This is a genomic window from Trichocoleus sp. AS-A1, assembly GCF_039962015.1.
Lineage (GTDB): Bacteria > Cyanobacteriota > Cyanobacteriia > Cyanobacteriales > FACHB-T130 > FACHB-T130.
In genome coordinates this window covers 25201-42988 of sequence record NZ_JAMPKG010000028.1, presented here as the reverse complement: position 1 = coordinate 42988, position 17788 = coordinate 25201, and the positions used below count along the sequence as shown (strand labels likewise).

The window sequence follows — 17788 nt, the reverse complement described above, 5'->3', positions numbered from 1 at the left end:
GCTTCGCTTCACGCGCAGCATGAAGCGAACTTATGGCGGTTCTCTCTCCTAGTGTGCCGATTTACAAGAAACCTCCCTGTACTAAATGAAACTTTTGAGTGCCTATATCAAGGTATTGCCCGATTACGGCATGATTTTGTAGGAACATCTCCTGTGGGTTCGCAGAGGATTGCAAAGTTTTGCCTAAAACGGCTCATGGCAATTTGAGCGCAGCCTATAAGCACATTTTGAGCGCAGCCTATAAGCACATAATGTTTACTACGAGCTTCCCATTTTTTGAAAACTAACCTATAGTACCGTTGGGAATACCTCTTACGCCCTCAGGCAGAAGACAGTTTCAATGGATACAGGGTATTTCCTGGTTTGATATATCTTTATTCCTTAGAAAAAAATATTGGTAGTCTCTGCTGTAATGTCACAGATTCATCCGCTTAATCTGGTTATCCAACCTGATGACAAGGAAACTAGCTGCTGTCTTTCCAGCATTGGGTTTCAGGAGCTTCCTGCCATGCCTCAGCTTCTCTATCAAACTGTAAATAATCGTGAACTGGTTAGTATTTTCGTCAAGATCAGCCAAGTCCTTTCAGAAACCAGTCAAGCTTCCTCACGCTTTTTTCTGACGCGAACCGAGCAAAGGGATTCGTCTATTGAGACATCGTCACGCGATTATCAAAATTTACTAGAAGATTTTTTAAAAGCGCAACCGATTAGTACGATTACCCAGGCGGTTAAATATGCTTGGTTTTTTCAGATTTTAGCGAAGCAGCAAATATTTTTTCACTATCAGCCTATTTTCAATTTATCAACCGGCGAAATAATTGCTTATGAATGTTTGGCACGCGCCAAAGACGAACACGAAGCACACTTCAGCGGTTATCAATTAATTGAAGCAGCCCTTTCGACAAAATTGGCTTACGAGTTTGACGAACTGGCTCGGACAATTTGTTTACAATCAATTGCTAACACTAAGAGTCATCAAACATTTTTTATTAATATCTTACCCAATGTAATCAGCAAAGATCCTGCATCCTTAGAGCAGAACATCAAGTTAATTCTCGACCTGGGATTACAGCCCGAACAAATTGTATTTGAATTAACCGAAGTGGAAGCGTTGGTCAGCTGTCCAAAACTCTTGAAAACCATTAATCGCCTAAGAGAACGGGGGTTTGGAGTTGCTGTAGATGATTTGTGCGCCTGTGTTTCGCCTGACAACTACTTCATGGAGTTTTGCCCCGATTTGATCAAGATAGATCGGCGATTGGTACATGGTTGCAGCCAGCATTCTCTCAAGCAGGTGATGCTCAAAAGTTTAGTGAATTCTGCTCATAACTTGGGAATTCGAGTTGTGGCTGAGGGGCTTGAAGACAGGGAAGATGTTGAATTTTGCCGCGATTTAGGGGCAGATTACGGGCAGGGATTTGGCTTAGCAATGCCGCAGGTAACTTTGCAGCAGCAACGGCTCGATTTTGTGAAGTCGTCGCTCAGGATTTTGTCTTACACAGATCCCTGCACTTGTTAAAACCAGATGCTGTAAGATGCTTTCCTGGTACAACTGACTCTTATCTATGCAGCTTGAATTTATTCCAGTCGAAGAATTTTATTTCGCACTAACCTTAGCCGTCAAAACTTTGGAGGAAGTGGAGCAACCGGGTTTAATAGAACAAGTGCGATCGCGCCTCAACCTCAAATACGGTCAGCCTTCGACCGTTGCCGCAGCCACCCAGAATACGTTTAATTATGTATTTCGGGTTTTAGAGCTAGACAACAGCCCTGCAAGTCAGCTGATTGTCTCAGTAGCAGACTGGCAAGGCAAATTGCGTCTAAGCAGTGATTATGGCTGGACTCTTGATGAAGATCGCAAGCCCGTTCGCACCGAACGATTTAACGAGCGACCAGAATTTACCAAGCAGCTACGCAGCTACCTGCAAGACTGGTTGCAACTTCCTCTGAGTAATTAGCTTTTAGTTGCTTAGTCATTAGTCATTAACCTTTGACTAATGACTAACGACTAATTGCTTTGAGCAGCCAACAGTTCCTTCAGCTTCGCCAATTCGCCAGCCCAGCGGGGGTCGGGTTGAAAGGTATCTGATTCATTATTAGATGTTGTCCCTTCAGAGCGTCGCGACTTCTTGTTGCTGCCACCACGACGACCACCGCCGCCTGTGGGAGCGGGAGCGGGAGCGCCACCGCCGCCGCTAGCAGCTTTGTTGGGGTCCTTAATAGGAGCTGGAGCTGCTGGGCGAGGTTCTTCTTCCCCTTCACCCTTAGCTCGTGGCAATGCCTTTTCTATTTTCAGCGGGCTTTCTTGGAACATCTGACCGTTGAACTTTTCAATAATTTCATCAGCCAGTTCATCCGTCTTCACGGTTACAAAGGCAAAACCCCGACATTTGCCGGTTTTCCGGTCTTTAATCACCTTAGTGGAAACAGAATCGCTCATGTCCCCAAAAAGAGCTTGTAACTCCTGACGGTCTACTTCTTCTTTGGGCAGATTGCCTACATACAAACGGATAGACATGGAAAAATACCTCCAGACTCAATATCTTTAGACAAAAATTGCGATCGCGCACAAAGCGTATACTCGATTGGGCTGCTCGCACTAAACCCGCTCTTCGGTGACAGCTTCTCCCAATCAACCTTACGGCTTATTTGGAGATTTCTCGTTTCAGCGAGAGCCTTTTGGTCTACCCCAACTCCACAGCCTGATGAGATGACCGCCGCCTTTTTCTTCATTTTCCTGAAAACGTTTTCATCTCGATTAAGAGCCAATCCGTCATCAGAATAGAAAAACCATCTATCAGCCTGCGTCTTGAAAAATTCCGCCTCACAGCTAGAATCTTCTTGAATCGTCCCAGATGGATGTACTAGCCCATAGAAACGCCTTCCTGCTATCAACCCCTTAAACGCCGAATAGCGCTTCTTCCCGGCACCGATGAGCGCCAAGATAGACACGAATTTTTCCCATCCAGCACCCGTAACAAACTTTGCCAATTTGCTCCCGGCGAGTTTTTTGTTGATCAAGTCTCGATCGGCAACCACCATTAATTGCTTCAATAGCCAGTTGGCAACTTGTTGGTAAAAATTTTGACGCTGGTTTGCAACATTTAACGGTGACAATTCAATCTGCTGGACAGCTTTAACTCGATGCTTACTGCCCTGTTTCTGGCGAGACAACTGACGCTGTAACCGCTCAATCCGCTTCTGGGCTTTCCTATTGTATCGAGGGATTGCCACCTGCTCAACGCAGTTTTGTAATAGTTGAAAAAAAAGTCTTTTATCGGCTGCAAATAAAGAGTTTATTTTTTTTAAATTGCACTTTTGGCTGCAAGAATCTAGCTTATCTTTAATTGATGCGATTGAACAACTGCTTTGGCAATAGCAGTTAGTATTACAACCTTTTTGTTTCCACCAGTTAAAGCGTTCAGCCAACCGATAATTGTACTGCCATCTGAGCGCTTCTATCCATTCCTCCATTGTAACTAACTGCTGCTGACTTGGGCGCAATCGATACTCATGGGCGATTCTCATTAGAGAATTGTATCCTAAATTACTGTAATCTTTGCACTCGACCTTCCTGGATATCGAGTGGTTTACAGCAGTATCGAGGCGAGACGTTTGCGATCGCTCCTAATTATTGCAAGATATTAACATTATTTTTAAAGGTATCACGGTCTCTGCTATGGGGCTAGTTTAAACAGCAGATTTCCGTCTTTAGCAGTATCTTCAGGCGTGAAGCCCGCAAACTCCACCCCCAAGTGGATCGGTTCTCAAGATACTGCTTTATGTTCTTGCCGGAACGGTCAAATAACTTCAAAGGTAATCGACATCGCCGCCATCTGAGTTGTATCTACGTTACTCACGCCTTGGGGAGAGTTTCCAGTGCCGCGCGTGCCTTCCGCAAGGTCATCCAGCAAATCGCCGACCACTTGAGTTGGCTCCGAAAGAGCTACGGGGCCTCTTGTATCCCGTGGTGCCAGGTTTCGCAACGCTTGCAGAGCTTTTCGCAGGGGTGTGCTACTGGCAACAATCAGGACTTCTGCGACTCCTTTGGGTTCTTGGGTGACGAGGTTAAATTGATCGTCAGCTCCAGGAATTTGTAGTGTTTGCCCAGCCTTCACCTGGGTAACATCATCGGTCGCCGTCCACTGATTTGGAAAGATTGCTGCTATTTCTCCAGTTGGGTCAATGACTAGGACGCTGAAATAGAGGTCTCGCGGCTCGTTGTTTGTAATCTGGAACTGCACCGACGTTCCGATCGGTAACTTGCGGGCATCCGAGGGAAGATTTGCTGAAGGCTTATTGGAAGAAGTTTTTTGACCGATACTGCGATCGCTACCGCGAACGGTGAAAGCACTAGCCAAAATTTCATTTTGACCGGCTCGATTCATCGAAGCATTGACGTTTAGGCGCGATGAATTGGTATTCAGAGTGAGTTTGACAATCCTGGCTGCTAGTAAAGATTTCAGTTTGGCTTGCAGGCGACTGACCGCATCGGCTACGGTTTCACCGGCAGTGCCAAAGGAGTCAGGAATCGGCTCCATCGCTGGCGAAAATAGACCTAAACTGCCCTCACTCTTCATCCTTCCAAAGATGTATTGCACCTCTTGCTGTTGTAAAGGTACAGCTTCAAGGCGCTTGATCGCTTGCAAAGCTTGCTTCGCCTGCGCGGTGTCGTTGCCTAAAGAGGGATCAAGACCAATTTTTAAAGTTACATCAGTAGGAATCCCGCGAGTGCGTTCCTGCAACAGCGATCCGGGTTTGGCAGTTTTTAACAATTTGCCGCGTCCGATTAAGCCTTGACGAGATTCTAACTGCACGACTCCTTGTTCGCGCCCTTGGGAGTCTACTACGGTGAGAAGGGCATCTTGCTCAAAAGCCGCTAAACTTTGGGGGTTAAGTCCGCCCAGCCATAATTGAGCTTGGTTACCTTCTACTTTAGTGATCACAGCTTCCGCTGGAGGCGTTTGTTGACCAATAAAGTACATCGGTTGCTTGAGATTATTGCTGCCTGGTTTTGCCTCAAATTCAGGGTTTTGCCGAGATGACATCCGTGTAGTGTTACGACCAATATTAGGGAGGGCGCTGGCAAAAGATTCGCTGCCAGTTTGTTGCCACAGATATTGAGTCATTAAATAAGTAAAAGCACCGGCATAAAAGTCGCTGAATGGGGCATCTGCGGCATACTGTTCCCGCTTGGCGGAGGCGATGACGACACCTTTGGCGACACCCTCGCGACGGCGACGCACAAATTCAGCGGGTGAGAGATTCAGGCGAGAGAGCCATTGTTCCTGATATTCTATTTCGGCAGGAACTGGTTGAAGTTGGGAACCCCCATCACGCGATCGCACGACTAAATTCCCCCGTTTGCCGCCACCTGAGTGACAGCTATCCAGCACTGCGGTAACGTTCTCTGTCTTCAGGGCATCCATCAATAAAAATAAGGTGTGCCCCATGATGTCCTCGACAACGCCTCTTTCATTGGGAAATCCGGTAGGCAGCGCACTATCGATGGGCACAAAGGTACTATTAAGACACTTCCCTGTCGGGTCTTTGAAGTCGCAGTCGGGATCGGTTACTTGGGAACCATGCCCTGAGAAGTGAAAGACCACGACATCCCCGGCTTTAGCTTGTTTAATCAGGTGTTCTTCAAAGGCATTTAAGATGCCCTTGCGGGTCGTTTGCCCATCAGTCAGGAGCAGAATGTCTTTCGGATTAAAGCCAAATCGGTGAATCAGCAGTTGTTGCTGCAACTCGACATCAGTGACACATCCTCGCAACGGTGCTGTTGGATAGGCATTAATCCCCACCAGCAAGGCAAGTTTCCGAGGTGTTCCTTGAGCGATCGCACGACCAAAGCGATCTCCTTGCTGCATAATCTCCAGCTGGCTCAAACCCAGCGTTGCCAAAGTCGATCCAGCAAACTGCAAAAACTGACGACGCTTAATGTAAGGCATAATTACTTCTAACTAGATTGGTGTTACTGTCTTAACTCAAAACTCAAAATTTTTTAAAGTCCATTTCCAATCAAAATGAAGGGTGCCCAATAGTAAGGATGGTCAAATTTTGACCTAGTGCTGAGAGGATTTTCGCTTCTAGAATTTGGCATCGCTTCAACATTAATACTGCCGCGACTATCAACATTATTAGGCGCTGGGGTTGAGAAATCACTGTGCAGCAAGCCCAGTTGAGATTGGCGAAGGGCTGTAGCTTTTGTCATTGGTGCCTGCTGTGTACTTTGAGCTAAATAGCCGTAGAATTTTTGCATCAGTTGACTGGTGCTGCGATCGTCCACCAGCCACAAGGAAGCGATTACTGCCTTGGTTCCAGCATTGAGGAAATAGTAGCTGATGCCAGCAATCTCTACACCATCTTGGTCTGGCCCACCCAGTGCCGTTTCGCAAGCTGATAGCACAACCAAATGAACATTGCCCAAATCTTGTAAAGTTTGAATCTGAGAAATTGTTAATTTCTCACCCGTACCTAATAGCAGAAATGAATCATCTGGGCGTCCTGGCACAAATTGACCGTGGGTAGCAATATGCAAAATCTGATGACCTGTCAGATTATCTCGCAAGGTAGGAAAATCAAAAGCATTGTTGAGAAATTCATTTCCCGGATAAATTCCAGTTGTGTCGTTCGGTTTCTTTTGCACGATCGCATCTAATTCTGCGGGGACATTGGGCAGGGAATTAAAGCCAGCAACTGCATGAGATAGCCCTAGCGCTAGAACGGAGGTATTTTGAATGCCAGGAGGAAGGCGATCGCGTACATCTGTTAAGTCAGCAGATAGCACTGTAGAAACGGAGTAGTTCTCAATTAAATATTTTTCACCATCAAACAATGCACTGATGGGAATGTAACGAGTAACCCGATCCATCGAAAAAACTAAATTTTTAATTTTATTCGCTTTGAGTTCGGGTTCAATCGGTTTAATTAGCCAGTCGTAGAGTTGTTTACCCGTCATCTTGACTTCGGAAATATCAGACCGGGAATCTTCTACTAACTGACGGAATTTTAAAACAGATTCGCCTAATTGCCGCTGCGTTACGGGAACTTCCAGGCTTTTAAGAATGCCTCCTTTCGATGCCCATAGCAGCCAAATTTTGTCCTTTAGTACGAAGGGATAAATCAGCACGGTACCTGGTTGAGATTCGACGATTTCTTTAGCTTTACTAAGTTTATTGGGGTCAAAAAAGGCATCATCTTGAGCGCGACGGCTGCGGATTTCTTTTTGAATAGTTTCAATTGTCTGATTATATTGTTCGGTCAAAGCCTGAAGCCGATCGTTGAATTGGCTCAATTGGCTGCACCGATTCTGCTTGCACTGTTCAACTTGTTGCCCAAAAGCGATTAACGTTCCATTTTCTTTGAGAATCTTTTCTTCAATGGGATTTAAGGCGATTCCTGAAGTTTTATCTCCAGTTCTCACATTTTTTGTATAGTTGGGTAATTCCTGAATCTTCAACAGTTCTAACACCTGTTGAGCTTCTAAAATTCGTCCTTGCGACAGCAACAAGTTAGTGAAGGCGCGATAGGTGTCGGCAATGGTTTGAGTATATGATTCCTGTTGCTCCCGTGGCAGCACTCGTAAATCTTGCCGAATTACTTCGGTGACATTCACTGCTTGCTTGTAGAAAGCGATCGCTAATTCTGGCTGATTCTGTTGCTCTAACAGAAAACCCATATTGCCAAGCGCAATTCTTTCGCCCGTCTTATCGCCAATTTCTCTAGCAATTCCCAATGCTTGCTGAAAAAACTCTAACGCTTGGGGATACTGTTCTAACTGGTTGTAAACTCCCCCAATGTTATTCAGAGTAGCTCCAACGCCAGCCCGATCGCCGACGGTTTGACGAATTGCTAAAGCTTGCTGAAAGAACTCCAGCGCCTGGGGATACTGTCCCAACTGATTAGAAACAACTCCGATATTGTTGAGGGTGACTCCCTCACCCGCCTTGTCGCCAATTTCTTTGAGAATCTCCACCGCCTGCTGATAAAGTTTCAACGCTTCGGGATATTGACCTAAATTGCGGTAGGTTTCTCCAAGATTGTTGAGAGTCGTTCCCTCGCCTGCCTTATCGCCAATCTCCCGACGAATCTCCAAAGCTTGCTTGAAGAATGCGAGTGCCTGAGAATACTGTCCTAAATTTTCGTATACTCCTCCAATGCTGTTGAGGGTATTTCCTTCACCCGCGCGGTTGCCGATAGTTCTGCGGTTAGCTAAAGCTTGTTGATAGAATTCCAGTGCTTGAGGATATTGACCTAAACTATCGTAAACTCCCCCCATGTTGCTGAGCGTGCGCCCCTCACCAGCTTTGTCACCGATGGTTCTAGCAATCTCTAATGCCTGCTGATAAAATTCCAGTGCTTGGGAATACTCGCCCATGCTGTAGTACACTCCCCCAATGTTATTGAGAGTCGCCCCCACACCTGCCTTGTCGCCGATGGTTTTAAGAATTCTCGACGCTTGCTGGTAAGACTCCAGCGCTTTTGGATACTGCCCTAGGCTGTCATAAACTGCCCCGATACCAATGAGGGTGCGCCCTTCACCTGTCTTGTCACCGATCTCTTGGCTAATTGCTAAAGCTTGCTGATAATATTCCAGAGCTTGAGGATAGTTGCCTAAGCTGCGATAAACGACACCAATGTTGTAAAGGTTACGCCCTTCGTTGGCGGGATTGCCGATATCCCGGCTGATTGCTAAAGCTTGTTGATGGACTTCTAGAGCTTGAGGATACCTGCCTAGCTTGCGATAAGTGATGCCCAAGTTATTTAGAGTGCGGACTTCACCCAAGCGATCGCCAATATCCCTAAGAATTTTTAAAGCTTGTTGTTGAAACTCTATCGCCTTTTGATACTGTCCCTGACTGTCATAGACTCCACCAATCGTGTTCAGAGTTCTACCTTCGCCTAGCTTGTCATCTGCTGCTTTCGCCGTTTCCAAAGCTTGCTGGAGGAACTCTAGTGCTTGCGGATATTGTCCCTGTCCGCTATAAACAATGCCAATGTTATAGAGAGTGTTGCCTTCGCCTACCTTGTCGTCTGTTGTTTTCAGAATTCCCAACGCTTGTTGTAGAATCTCCATTGCTTTAGGAAACTGTCCTAACTCGCGGTAAGTAGCACCAATTTCTGTCAACGTCCGTCCTTCGCCCACCTTGTCGCGCACTTCTTTTCGGAGAGGCAGTGCTTGCTGTAAGGTTTCTAAAGCTTTGGCGTATTGACTCAAGCCGTTGTAAACTTCCCCCAGGCTAGTAAGTGCTTCACCAACCCCTGGTTTATCGCCAATGCTTTTGCGAATCTCCAGAACTCTTTCTAGGGTTTGCAGAGCTTCTTTAAACTGGCTGTTGCGAAATTGCTGAATGCCTAGTTGAAACAGCCGATTTGCCTCAGTTTTTTGCTCTTGTCGAGATGCGATAAACCGTGTTTTTTGTGCTGGTTCCACCAGGAACTCTGCTAAGGCTAAGGACCTCGCTGCCATTGGGAAGAAGTAACTGAAAGATAAAAGTAAGGCTGTAGTAAAGCTAAGTTTCTGAACAGGGGGACGCATAAAAATACTGCTACACAAGCGGACTAGCTTTAATATCGTTCATCGCGTTTCTTTTGTAGTAAGTAATTGATATTTGCCAGTCTTACCAGTAAAAGGTTTATCCAATCGTCAGCGCGATCCTCCTCCTTGCGTCCCACCAGGAACTGCAATTTCCGCAGGATTGTAAGCGCCACCTCTAAGCTGGGTTCCGCCCCCTGCCTGCCCTCCAGGTGTATTTAAAGTACCAGCAGGTTGAGAGATTGGTGGAGAGCTTCCCTGTGTTTGCTGCGGAAGCAAGGGTGCGGTAGCGATCGCCTCAAGTCCCACTGACTTCAACAAATCTTCCCAGGCTGTTGCTAGCGTAGAATCGTTAGGGCGATCGCGACGTAGCTCAGCCAGAGTCGTCAGAGTCTCATACCAGATGCCAGCTTTTGCATAGATAACTGGACGCTCTTGGGGAGATGCTTGCTGTAATTGACTGGCAAGAGAGGCGCTTAATTCGTTGCGTCGAATCCAGCCTTCAACCGAAATATTACTCCCCCGGTCTTCAGGGTCGCAAAGCAGTGCTAAGGAAAAACGGTATGTTTTTCCAACTTGTAGCGATCGCGCATTTGCTTTTTCAGGGAGGCTAACGCTAACAACACCAGGATTTTGAGAAATCTTGAAAGTGGTCTCGTAAACAACCTGTTTTCCCTCTACATCCCATACCATCAACTCTGCTGCCTGCGGGGCATTTTTAGGAATATAAAAGAAGAAGGTTGGATATCCTGTAACCGTCACCCCAAAATTCTTACCAGGATTCTTGCCTGGTACCAATGCAGTTAGACGCTTTGCATCAACAGCACAGGCGCTACTACCACGCGAGGCTCCTGGTTCCCGAATATTTGGAACTTCTTGCTCTGGAGGATTGTAAACGATACCCCTCAAACGTAATCCTCCACTTTCCTGCCTATTCTGTGTTCTTGGATCCAAAGAGACAAGATTGTTAGAAAGTCCAATAACACCCATTAATTTGGCATTATTCAAATTCACACTGGTTAAGTTGGCATTGGTCAAGTTAGCACCAGACAAGTCAGCGCCGCTTAAGTTAGCACCACTCAGGTTAGCTCCTCTCAAGTCGGCTGCAACCAATCTGGCACCAATCAAGTTGGCACCACTAAGATCGCAATTCAAGCATTTATTGGTTTCCAGCAACCGTTTAAGGTGTTCGGGATTTTCCGCTCTCACTGGCGTAGCGAACCAGAGGACAGATAACAGCCCAGCGGCGGCTAGAATTCTTTGTTTCATTGCATTTGTTGCCTCTCCTAAGCGTTAAGCGCCTCTAGTATAGCCAATTGCCAAAGCATTAACTATCTGAGTTGGGCGTGTTATTATCCATTCCTAATCAGCATCAGAGGTGCAAAATCGTAAGTTAGAAGGTGAGAAATATTTTCCATCTCTTTTACCTTTACCAAGTACCTGAATTTTGATAGTTTTTAAAGTCCATTTCCTATCAAAATGAACGGTGCCCAATAATACGGGTGAGAAAATTTTGAGCCGTTGCTGGGGGTTATCGGCGGTCTAGAACCAGGTATTTGTTCGACAATAATGCCACCCCGATGATTGGTATTGGCTGCTGTTGAGACATTGCCTTGTAACAAATTGAGTTGAGCTTGGCGCAACGCTTCCGCTTTAGTCATCGCCTTTTCAGAGGTGCCGTTAGCTAAATTTTTATAAAATTGCTGCATCAAGAGACTGGTACTGCTATCGTCCACAAGCCACAGAGAAGCCATCACCGCTTTTGCACCCCGGTTTAAGAAGTGGTAAGCCATACTAGCAATTTCTATGCCGTCTTGACGGGGGCCAGCCAAAGCGGTTTGGCAAGCTGACAGCACAACCAAATGAATGTTATTTAACCCGGTTAAAGTTTTTATCTGAGGAATCGTGAGTTGTTCGCCGGTTCCTAAGAGGATGTAAGATTTATCTGCGCTATCAGGAACAAATACCCCATGAGTCGCTAGGTGTAAAATTCGATAACTTTTCAAATTGTCTTGCAGAGTAGCAAAGTCAAAAGAACGGTTTAAGAACTTTTGACCAGGATAAATTCCCTGATTATTTTTAGTTTCTTGACGCACAATCGCATCGATTTCAGCAGGCACATTTGGTAGAGAACCAAAACCAGGGACAGCATCAGATAATCCCATTGCCAAAACAGGGCTATTTTGAGTGCCGACAGGTAGTTTATCGCGGGTGTCAGTATCTTCCGTCAATACATTGTAGACGGTATATTTTTCAATTAGGTATTGTTTCCCGTCATAAAGGGCGCTCATCGGAATATAGCGTGTCACTCTATCAAGAGCAAAGACCAAGTTTTTCACCTGGTTATTCTTATTCTGAAGTTCCACCTCTAAGTCTTTAATTAGCCAGTTATAAAGTTTTAGGCTAACTGCTTGTATCTTATTCGCTTCAGCAGAACCGCAATGAGCGACCTTCTCACACTCCTTCATTAAATCGCGGAACTCTTTGACTGCCTTTCCTAATTCATCTCTTCCAACGTTAACTTTAACGGTTTTGACCGCACCCCCTGGGGCATATAGTTGTATCCACAGTTCGTTTTCTAGCACCAAGGGATAAATCATCACCGTGCCTGGTTGTGCCTCGACAATCTCTTGAGCTTTTGCCAGTTTGTTTGGGTCAAAGAAAGCGTCATCTTTGGCACGGTTAGCGCGAATTTCTTGGTCAATCTTCTGCAATTGTTGGTCAAATTGAACAATCAGAGAGGTGCGGCGACTCGTAAGCTCTTTAAGTTGACTACAATTGGTAATTTCGCACTCATTAATTTGTTTTGCTAAGGCAATAATAGACTCGCTTTGAGCAGGAATCTTTGTCTCCGTCGGAGAGAGTGGAATGTTCGGCTTATCCCCCGTAGTACCTCTAGGACTGATGGCTTCGCGAATTTCCTGCTCTCTCAATAGTTGCTGCACTTGTAGGGCTTCTTTATCCCGTCCTTGGGAGAGCAACAAGGCTGCTAGCTGGCGATAGATATCAGACACCTTCACTTTATCGAAATCAACTGTTGCATCTAAGAAAGAGTTTTGTAACTCTTGTGGTAAGCCTTCGATACTGCGTCTGACTTCCTCAATTTTGTTAATCGATTGCTTGTAGTAAGTAATGGCAACACTTGACTGATTTAAATCTTGGTAGATACGCGCTAATCCTGAATAAATGAAAGCATCAGCGCCAGGAGCTTGATTATCGGTTGCGATCGCAAGTGCTTGTTGATATACCTCAATGGCTTCTTCTTGGCGTCTAAATTTGCGATAGATATGTCCAACTAGAGTAAGAGCTTGCTTTTCCCAAACTTTATTTTGGACTTTTCTAGTGAAAATTAACCAAGTTTGAGCGGCTTCCATTGCTTGTTTGTCATTACCCAATTGCCCATAACCAAGACTCAGCAAGATATTAGCAAATGCTTGGATTCGCGGCTCTTTAATTTCTCCAGCAATTGCTAATCCTTCTTGAGCGGATTCAATAGTTTTTTGTGGATTACCTTGGGCAAAATAGTTTTGGGCGATAAAAAGCAGCACAAGGCTTTCGTCAAAGCGATTCTTGAGTTGACGTAGTATGGGCAGTGCTTGTTGATAGAATTCGTTACTTTTTTGGTAATCCCCAAGCTCAGCATAAACAATCCCCAGAGAAGTTAGAGGTAAGGTCTGTGCTGCTGGAACATTAGTTTCACGGGCAATTTTCAAACTTTTCTGAAGTGAATCCCATGTTTTCTGGTATTCACCTAAATCTTTGTAGCGGTTACTCAACCGAGCTAAAGCATAAGATTCTAGCCTACGATTTTTCAATTCTCGCGCAATTGCTAATCCTTGCTCTCCTAGCTGTTTGCCTTCTGTGTATTTGCCAATAATTCCGTAAGCACTGCCTAAATAGATTAGTAACTCTGCTTCTTGTTCGCGATTATTTATTTTCCTTGCCTGTGCTAAACCTGGTTCTGCAACTGTAATTACTTTTGGATATTCTCCCAAAGCCTCATACATTTCACTAAGACTACTAGCCGCCGCTACTTCTCCGATGAAGTCTTTGTTTTTGCGCGATATCTCCAAAGACGTTTGCGCCGCCTCTATTCCCTGTTCGTATTCCCCTCGAACTCTGTAAGCTTCGCTGAGAACATTTAAAGCTAGGGCTTCACGAGCAGAATTTTGCCTTTGTCGTGCTAAAGTTAAGGCTTGCTTGGCTGTTTCCACAGCTTTGGTAGTATCGCCTAACAAGCCATAACTCTGGCTTAGGGACGTTAAAGCACTGATTTCATAGTTGTTCAGTTTTGCCTTTTGTACTACCGCTAACCTAGATCGAGCAAACTCCACCGCTTTTTGATAGTTACCTTGGTTGGAGTAAATTTCTTCAAGAACATCCAAAGCACTCTGCTCTAGTTGAGGGTTTTCTAGCTGCTTGGCAATTGCTAAACATTGCTCAGCCGACTGCAACGCTAAGGGATAGTTTCCCTGTTTGTTGTAAGCGCTGCTCAAGCTTGCCAGTGCCTTTGCTTCAAGGGAGGATTCTTTGATTTGCCGCGCAATAGCTAAGGCTTGCTGACTGACTTCAATGGCTTTCGGGGCATCTTTGAGAGGCACATTGTATAAGAAAGCCAACTTCAGCAGCGCGTTGACTTCTAATTCAGGTTTGCCGAGGGTTCGTGCACGCTTCAATAGTTGTTGCGCCCAATCAATAGCTTTGTCATATTCCCCAAGATTGCTGTAACTCAGGCTTAAGCCATCTAGGGCACTCGACTCTGTGCTTAACGCACTATCTTGTAAATTTGGCAATAGTTTAGCGATTTCGATTTGTCGCGCTGCGGCTAATGCTTGCTGGTAGGTTTCGACTGCCTTTTGATTTTCTCCAAGTACGTTATAGGTGCTGGCTAAAGTGAGTAAAACATCTGCCTCACCCCGTTTATTATTTTGCTGTCGTGCAATTTCGACTTGTCGCAACCTGATTTCAATATATTTGCGAGAGTCGTCCTGAGTATTGTAAATGCTAGCAAGCTGAGTCAGAGCTGAGTCTTCAATACCTAAATCCTTGGTTTCTCGCGCAATGCTCATCGCTTGTTGTAACACTTCAATCGCTTTTCGCTCGTCTTGAAAGAAGCTGTAAGCTGCTCCCAGATGAATTAAAGCACTTGCTTCTGATTTTGTTTTTTTCAATTCTCTGGCAAGGTTTAAAGCTTCCTGTGCCAACTCTATCACGCGAGAATACTCTGCTTTTGCTTGAGGATACACCCCTCTGTTGACAAATGATATGGCTGTTGAGCTATATATTCCACTTAACAAGATTAGGGTTTCTAGTTGAGCGGGTTTATCCTTAATTTCTCGGCGAATAGCTAATGATTTTTGAAGGAATTCAATGGCTTGCTCGTCTTTACCTTGCAAATAGTAAGAACTTCCGATTAGAGATATAAAGTTAGACTCTTGGGGCTTATCTTGGGTTTCTCGTGTAATCGCCAGTCCTTGTTGATAGAATACGATCGCTTGCTCATATTGATTTTGACTAAAGTAAATATAGGCTATTCCAGAGAGAACATTGGCTTCTTGCGCTTTATTGGGAATGGCTTGCGCGATTGCCAGAGCTTGTTGCTTAAAGGCGATCGCTTGCTCGTATTGCTTGAGACTGCTGTAAGCCTTCCCTATGAATAGAAGAATGCCAACTTCTTGGGACTTATTCTTTACTTCTCTAACAACAGGGAGGGATTGTTGGTAAAAAGCGATCGCTTGCTCATATTGTTTTTGATTAAAGTAAGAATCTCCCATTCCTTCGAGAATGCCAGCTTCTACTAGGTGAATTCCTACGGCTTGAATAAGAGGCAATGCTTGCTGATAAAATTGCAAAGCCTGGTCATACTTGTCTTGATTAAAGTAAGTTAAGCCGATCTGATAGAGAGTTTCCCCTTCACCTACACGGTTTTGCACTTCGCGGCTGAGGGCTAACGATTTCTCCAACCACTCCAAAGTACGAGGATACTCTTTCATGCCTCGATAGACTGTCCCCATTCGGCGCATAGTAATTCCCAGTAGAAATTTATCCCCTAATTCTTGTTGGATTGCCAGCGCTTGCTGTAAGCTTTCTAAGGCTTTGGGATATTGCTGAAGACCACCCGCGTAAAGCGTGCCAAGACTACTGAGGGTTTTACTTTCTCCTGCTTTGTCTTGTACTTCCCGACGAATCGCCAAAGCTTGTTGCAAGGTTTCTAAAGCTTTGTCATTTTGGTCATTCCAGAAATAACTCAAGCCAATATTATCTAGGGTTTCTCCTTCCCCTGTACGATCTTTTAATTCTCTGCGAATAGCCAAAGCTTGCTGCAAAACATCTAAAGCTTTGTCAGGTTGCCGCAACCAGTAGTAAACCTCGCCGATGTTGTTCAGGGTTTGCCCAATTCCGGCTTTGTCATTCAGTTGTTGCTGTATTTCTAGCACCCGTTGATAGGTGGCGAGTGCCTTTGGGTATTGCCCTTGACGATACTGCTGTACGCCTTGTTGGAAAAGTCGGTCTGCTTCAGTTTTCCGGTCTGTAGAGGTTGGTGCCTGTGCTAAAGCGCTTTCAGAAGGATGAAGGATGAAGGATGAAGGGTGAAGGGTGAGAAGCAGGCTAATCGTGAGAAGACTGAGGTGATAGACGCGACGATGCATTGGACAACTCCTCCACAAGCGGTTTAGCAGATGGCTGGCTTAGAAATTGGTCATTTCATCAGTAGGGAATCGGCAAAAACCCGATGCTTTCTGAGGAAATCACGGTTGGCAAGCAGAAAATTTCTATGCTACTGGAAGAGATCCACGCTTGCGATCGCTCGTTACGGAAGGATCGCACTGAGAATAGCCCTCGCGCAGGAAGAAGAGTCATCTAACGATTTCAGGAGGCGATCGCGCTCAGTCTAGAGGTACAATCCTCTAGGTGTACTGAGGACGATAGGCAACGTGTTAGAAGAACCACAAACCTCGCCATCACTGCCACCTACGGGCGCGATTGAAAGCGTCTCTCTAACAGCTACGACAGAGAACTGGTTTGAATACCCAGTCAAAGCGCATCCTCACCATACTGACTATGCAGGGATTGTCTGGCATGGCTCCTATATTACCTGGATGGAAGAGGCGCGGGTGGAATGCCTGCGCTCAATTGGCATCGAATTTGCAGATTTAGTCGCTTTGGGATGCGATATGCCGGTTGTGGATCTTTCGGTGCGCTACCACCGCCCCCTGCGGATGGGAATGAGTGCGGTGCTGAAGACGCGCATGGCAGATACCGAGGGCGTCCGCATCAATTGGGATTATCAGATTCAATCTCTCGATGGACAAGAGTTGTACGTCACTGCCAAAGTCACGTTAGTGGTAGTAGATCGAGAAAAGGGTAAGATTATGCGCCAGTTACCACCCACGATGAAAGATGCGTTGGCACGACTTTCAGCGGTTTAATCTAAATTTGGTAGGCTTTCCTACCTAATGCTCCCTAAAATGTTAAGTCAATAGTTTTGATTGCAGGTAAAACCTTAATTGTGAAGTTATTTGTCTACCACACGCCCGAACTGACTCCCTCCGACAGCGTACCTGAGTGTGCGATCGCCATCGATGTACTCCGCGCTACGACTACTATCGCCACCGCGCTGAATGCGGGTGCTGAGGCTGTCCAAGTCTTTAGCGATATGGGAACCTTGATGCAAGTCAGCGAACAGTGGCAAGCCGATCTCCGGTTGCGCGCTGGTGAACGAGGCGGTGCTAAAGTGTCTGGCTGCGATTTGGGCAATTCTCCCCTGGATTGTACGCCAGAGCGCGTACAGGGACGACGATTATTTATCAGTACTACGAATGGCACTCGCGCCCTAACGCGAGTACAGAAGGCTCCAGTGGTTCTGGCAGCAGCGTTAGTGAATCGTCAAGCGGTGGTAGAATACGTTCTCAGCAAGCAGCCAGAGACGGTTTGGCTGCTGGGATCGGGTTGGGAAGGTAGTTTTTCCTTAGAGGATACGGTGTGTGCAGGTGCGATCGCTCATTCTTTGCAAGAGAAAGGTTCGCTAGAAATAGGTAACGATGAAGGATGTGCCGCGATCGCTCTTTACCAGCAGTGGCAAAATAATTTACTAGAGTTGTTCCACCACGCCAGTCACGGTCAACGGCTGTTACGCCTCGATTGTCAAGAAGACCTGAAATATTGCTCCCAAACCGATATTTTAGATGTGCTGCCGATTCAACGAGACATTGGAGTGTTGGTTAAGAATATCTAAGCACGCCTTAT

At 45.7% G+C, this 17788-nt stretch carries 11 protein-coding genes; 4 read left to right on the top strand and 7 right to left on the bottom strand.

Annotated features, from left to right (window positions below; genetic code table 11):
- The first annotated feature begins 508 nt into the window (after positions 1–508).
- Positions 509–1519, top strand: coding sequence for an EAL domain-containing protein (locus NC994_RS19955; RefSeq protein ID WP_242032504.1), 1011 nt, complete (start codon positions 509–511; stop codon positions 1517–1519).
- Positions 1520–1565: 46 nt separating this feature from the next.
- Positions 1566–1958: a hypothetical protein gene (locus tag NC994_RS19950; protein ID WP_190433164.1), complete on the top strand. Its 393-nt coding sequence runs from the start codon at positions 1566–1568 to the stop codon at positions 1956–1958.
- Between the two features lie 50 nt (positions 1959–2008).
- Here the strand turns inward: NC994_RS19950 and NC994_RS19945 are convergent, their stop codons facing one another.
- The 7 genes from NC994_RS19945 to NC994_RS19915 form a co-directional block, all read right to left on the bottom strand.
- On the bottom strand, positions 2009–2518 hold the full coding sequence (locus NC994_RS19945; RefSeq protein ID WP_190429814.1) for an RNA-binding protein: 510 nt from the start codon (positions 2516–2518) through the stop codon (positions 2009–2011).
- On the bottom strand, positions 2497–3234 hold the full coding sequence (locus NC994_RS19940; protein ID WP_242030543.1) for a transposase: 738 nt from the start codon (positions 3232–3234) through the stop codon (positions 2497–2499). Before NC994_RS19940 ends, NC994_RS19945 begins: the two co-directional genes overlap by 22 nt.
- Before the next feature lie 566 nt (positions 3235–3800).
- On the bottom strand, positions 3801–5954 hold the full coding sequence (locus NC994_RS19935) for a caspase family protein (RefSeq protein WP_190433160.1): 2154 nt from the start codon (positions 5952–5954) through the stop codon (positions 3801–3803).
- A gap of 53 nt (positions 5955–6007) precedes the next feature.
- Positions 6008–9475, bottom strand: coding sequence for a tetratricopeptide repeat protein (locus NC994_RS19930; RefSeq protein ID WP_190433159.1), 3468 nt, complete (start codon positions 9473–9475; stop codon positions 6008–6010).
- A gap of 177 nt (positions 9476–9652) precedes the next feature.
- Positions 9653–10810, bottom strand: coding sequence for a DUF928 domain-containing protein (locus tag NC994_RS19925; protein ID WP_190433157.1), 1158 nt, complete (start codon positions 10808–10810; stop codon positions 9653–9655).
- Between the two features lie 188 nt (positions 10811–10998).
- Positions 10999–16191, bottom strand: coding sequence for a tetratricopeptide repeat protein (locus tag NC994_RS19920; protein ID WP_190433155.1), 5193 nt, complete (start codon positions 16189–16191; stop codon positions 10999–11001).
- Positions 16192–16249: 58 nt separating this feature from the next.
- The gene (locus NC994_RS19915; protein ID WP_190415104.1) at positions 16250–16402 is read right to left on the bottom strand and encodes a hypothetical protein; all 153 of its coding nucleotides are present in this window, start codon (positions 16400–16402) and stop codon (positions 16250–16252) included.
- A gap of 74 nt (positions 16403–16476) precedes the next feature.
- Here NC994_RS19915 and NC994_RS19910 point away from each other — a divergent pair, with 74 nt between their 5' ends.
- Complete coding sequence (locus NC994_RS19910; protein WP_190433153.1) at positions 16477–16971, top strand: thioesterase family protein; 495 nt, start codon at positions 16477–16479, stop codon at positions 16969–16971.
- 80 nt (positions 16972–17051) lie between these two features.
- Positions 17052–17777 carry a 2-phosphosulfolactate phosphatase family protein gene (locus NC994_RS19905; RefSeq protein ID WP_190415674.1) on the top strand — a complete coding sequence of 242 codons (726 nt, stop codon included), beginning with the start codon at positions 17052–17054 and terminating at the stop codon, positions 17775–17777.
- Positions 17778–17788: the final 11 nt, after the last annotated feature.

What these genes read in the sequence shown, in the direction of transcription:
- NC994_RS19955 (WP_242032504.1), top strand. Translation starts at nt 509, where the DNA reads ATGCCTCAGCTTCTCTATCAAACTGTAAATAATCGTGAACTGGTTAGT.
- NC994_RS19950 (WP_190433164.1), top strand. Translation starts at nt 1,566, where the DNA reads ATGCAGCTTGAATTTATTCCAGTCGAAGAATTTTATTTCGCACTAACC.
- NC994_RS19945 (WP_190429814.1), bottom strand. Translation starts at nt 2,518, where the DNA reads ATGTCTATCCGTTTGTATGTAGGCAATCTGCCCAAAGAAGAAGTAGAC.
- NC994_RS19935 (WP_190433160.1), bottom strand. Translation starts at nt 5,954, where the DNA reads ATGCCTTACATTAAGCGTCGTCAGTTTTTGCAGTTTGCTGGATCGACT.
- NC994_RS19930 (WP_190433159.1), bottom strand. Translation starts at nt 9,475, where the DNA reads ATGGCAGCGAGGTCCTTAGCCTTAGCAGAGTTCCTGGTGGAACCAGCA.
- NC994_RS19925 (WP_190433157.1), bottom strand. Translation starts at nt 10,810, where the DNA reads ATGAAACAAAGAATTCTAGCCGCCGCTGGGCTGTTATCTGTCCTCTGG.
- NC994_RS19920 (WP_190433155.1), bottom strand. Translation starts at nt 16,191, where the DNA reads ATGCATCGTCGCGTCTATCACCTCAGTCTTCTCACGATTAGCCTGCTT.
- NC994_RS19915 (WP_190415104.1), bottom strand. Translation starts at nt 16,402, where the DNA reads ATGACTCTTCTTCCTGCGCGAGGGCTATTCTCAGTGCGATCCTTCCGT.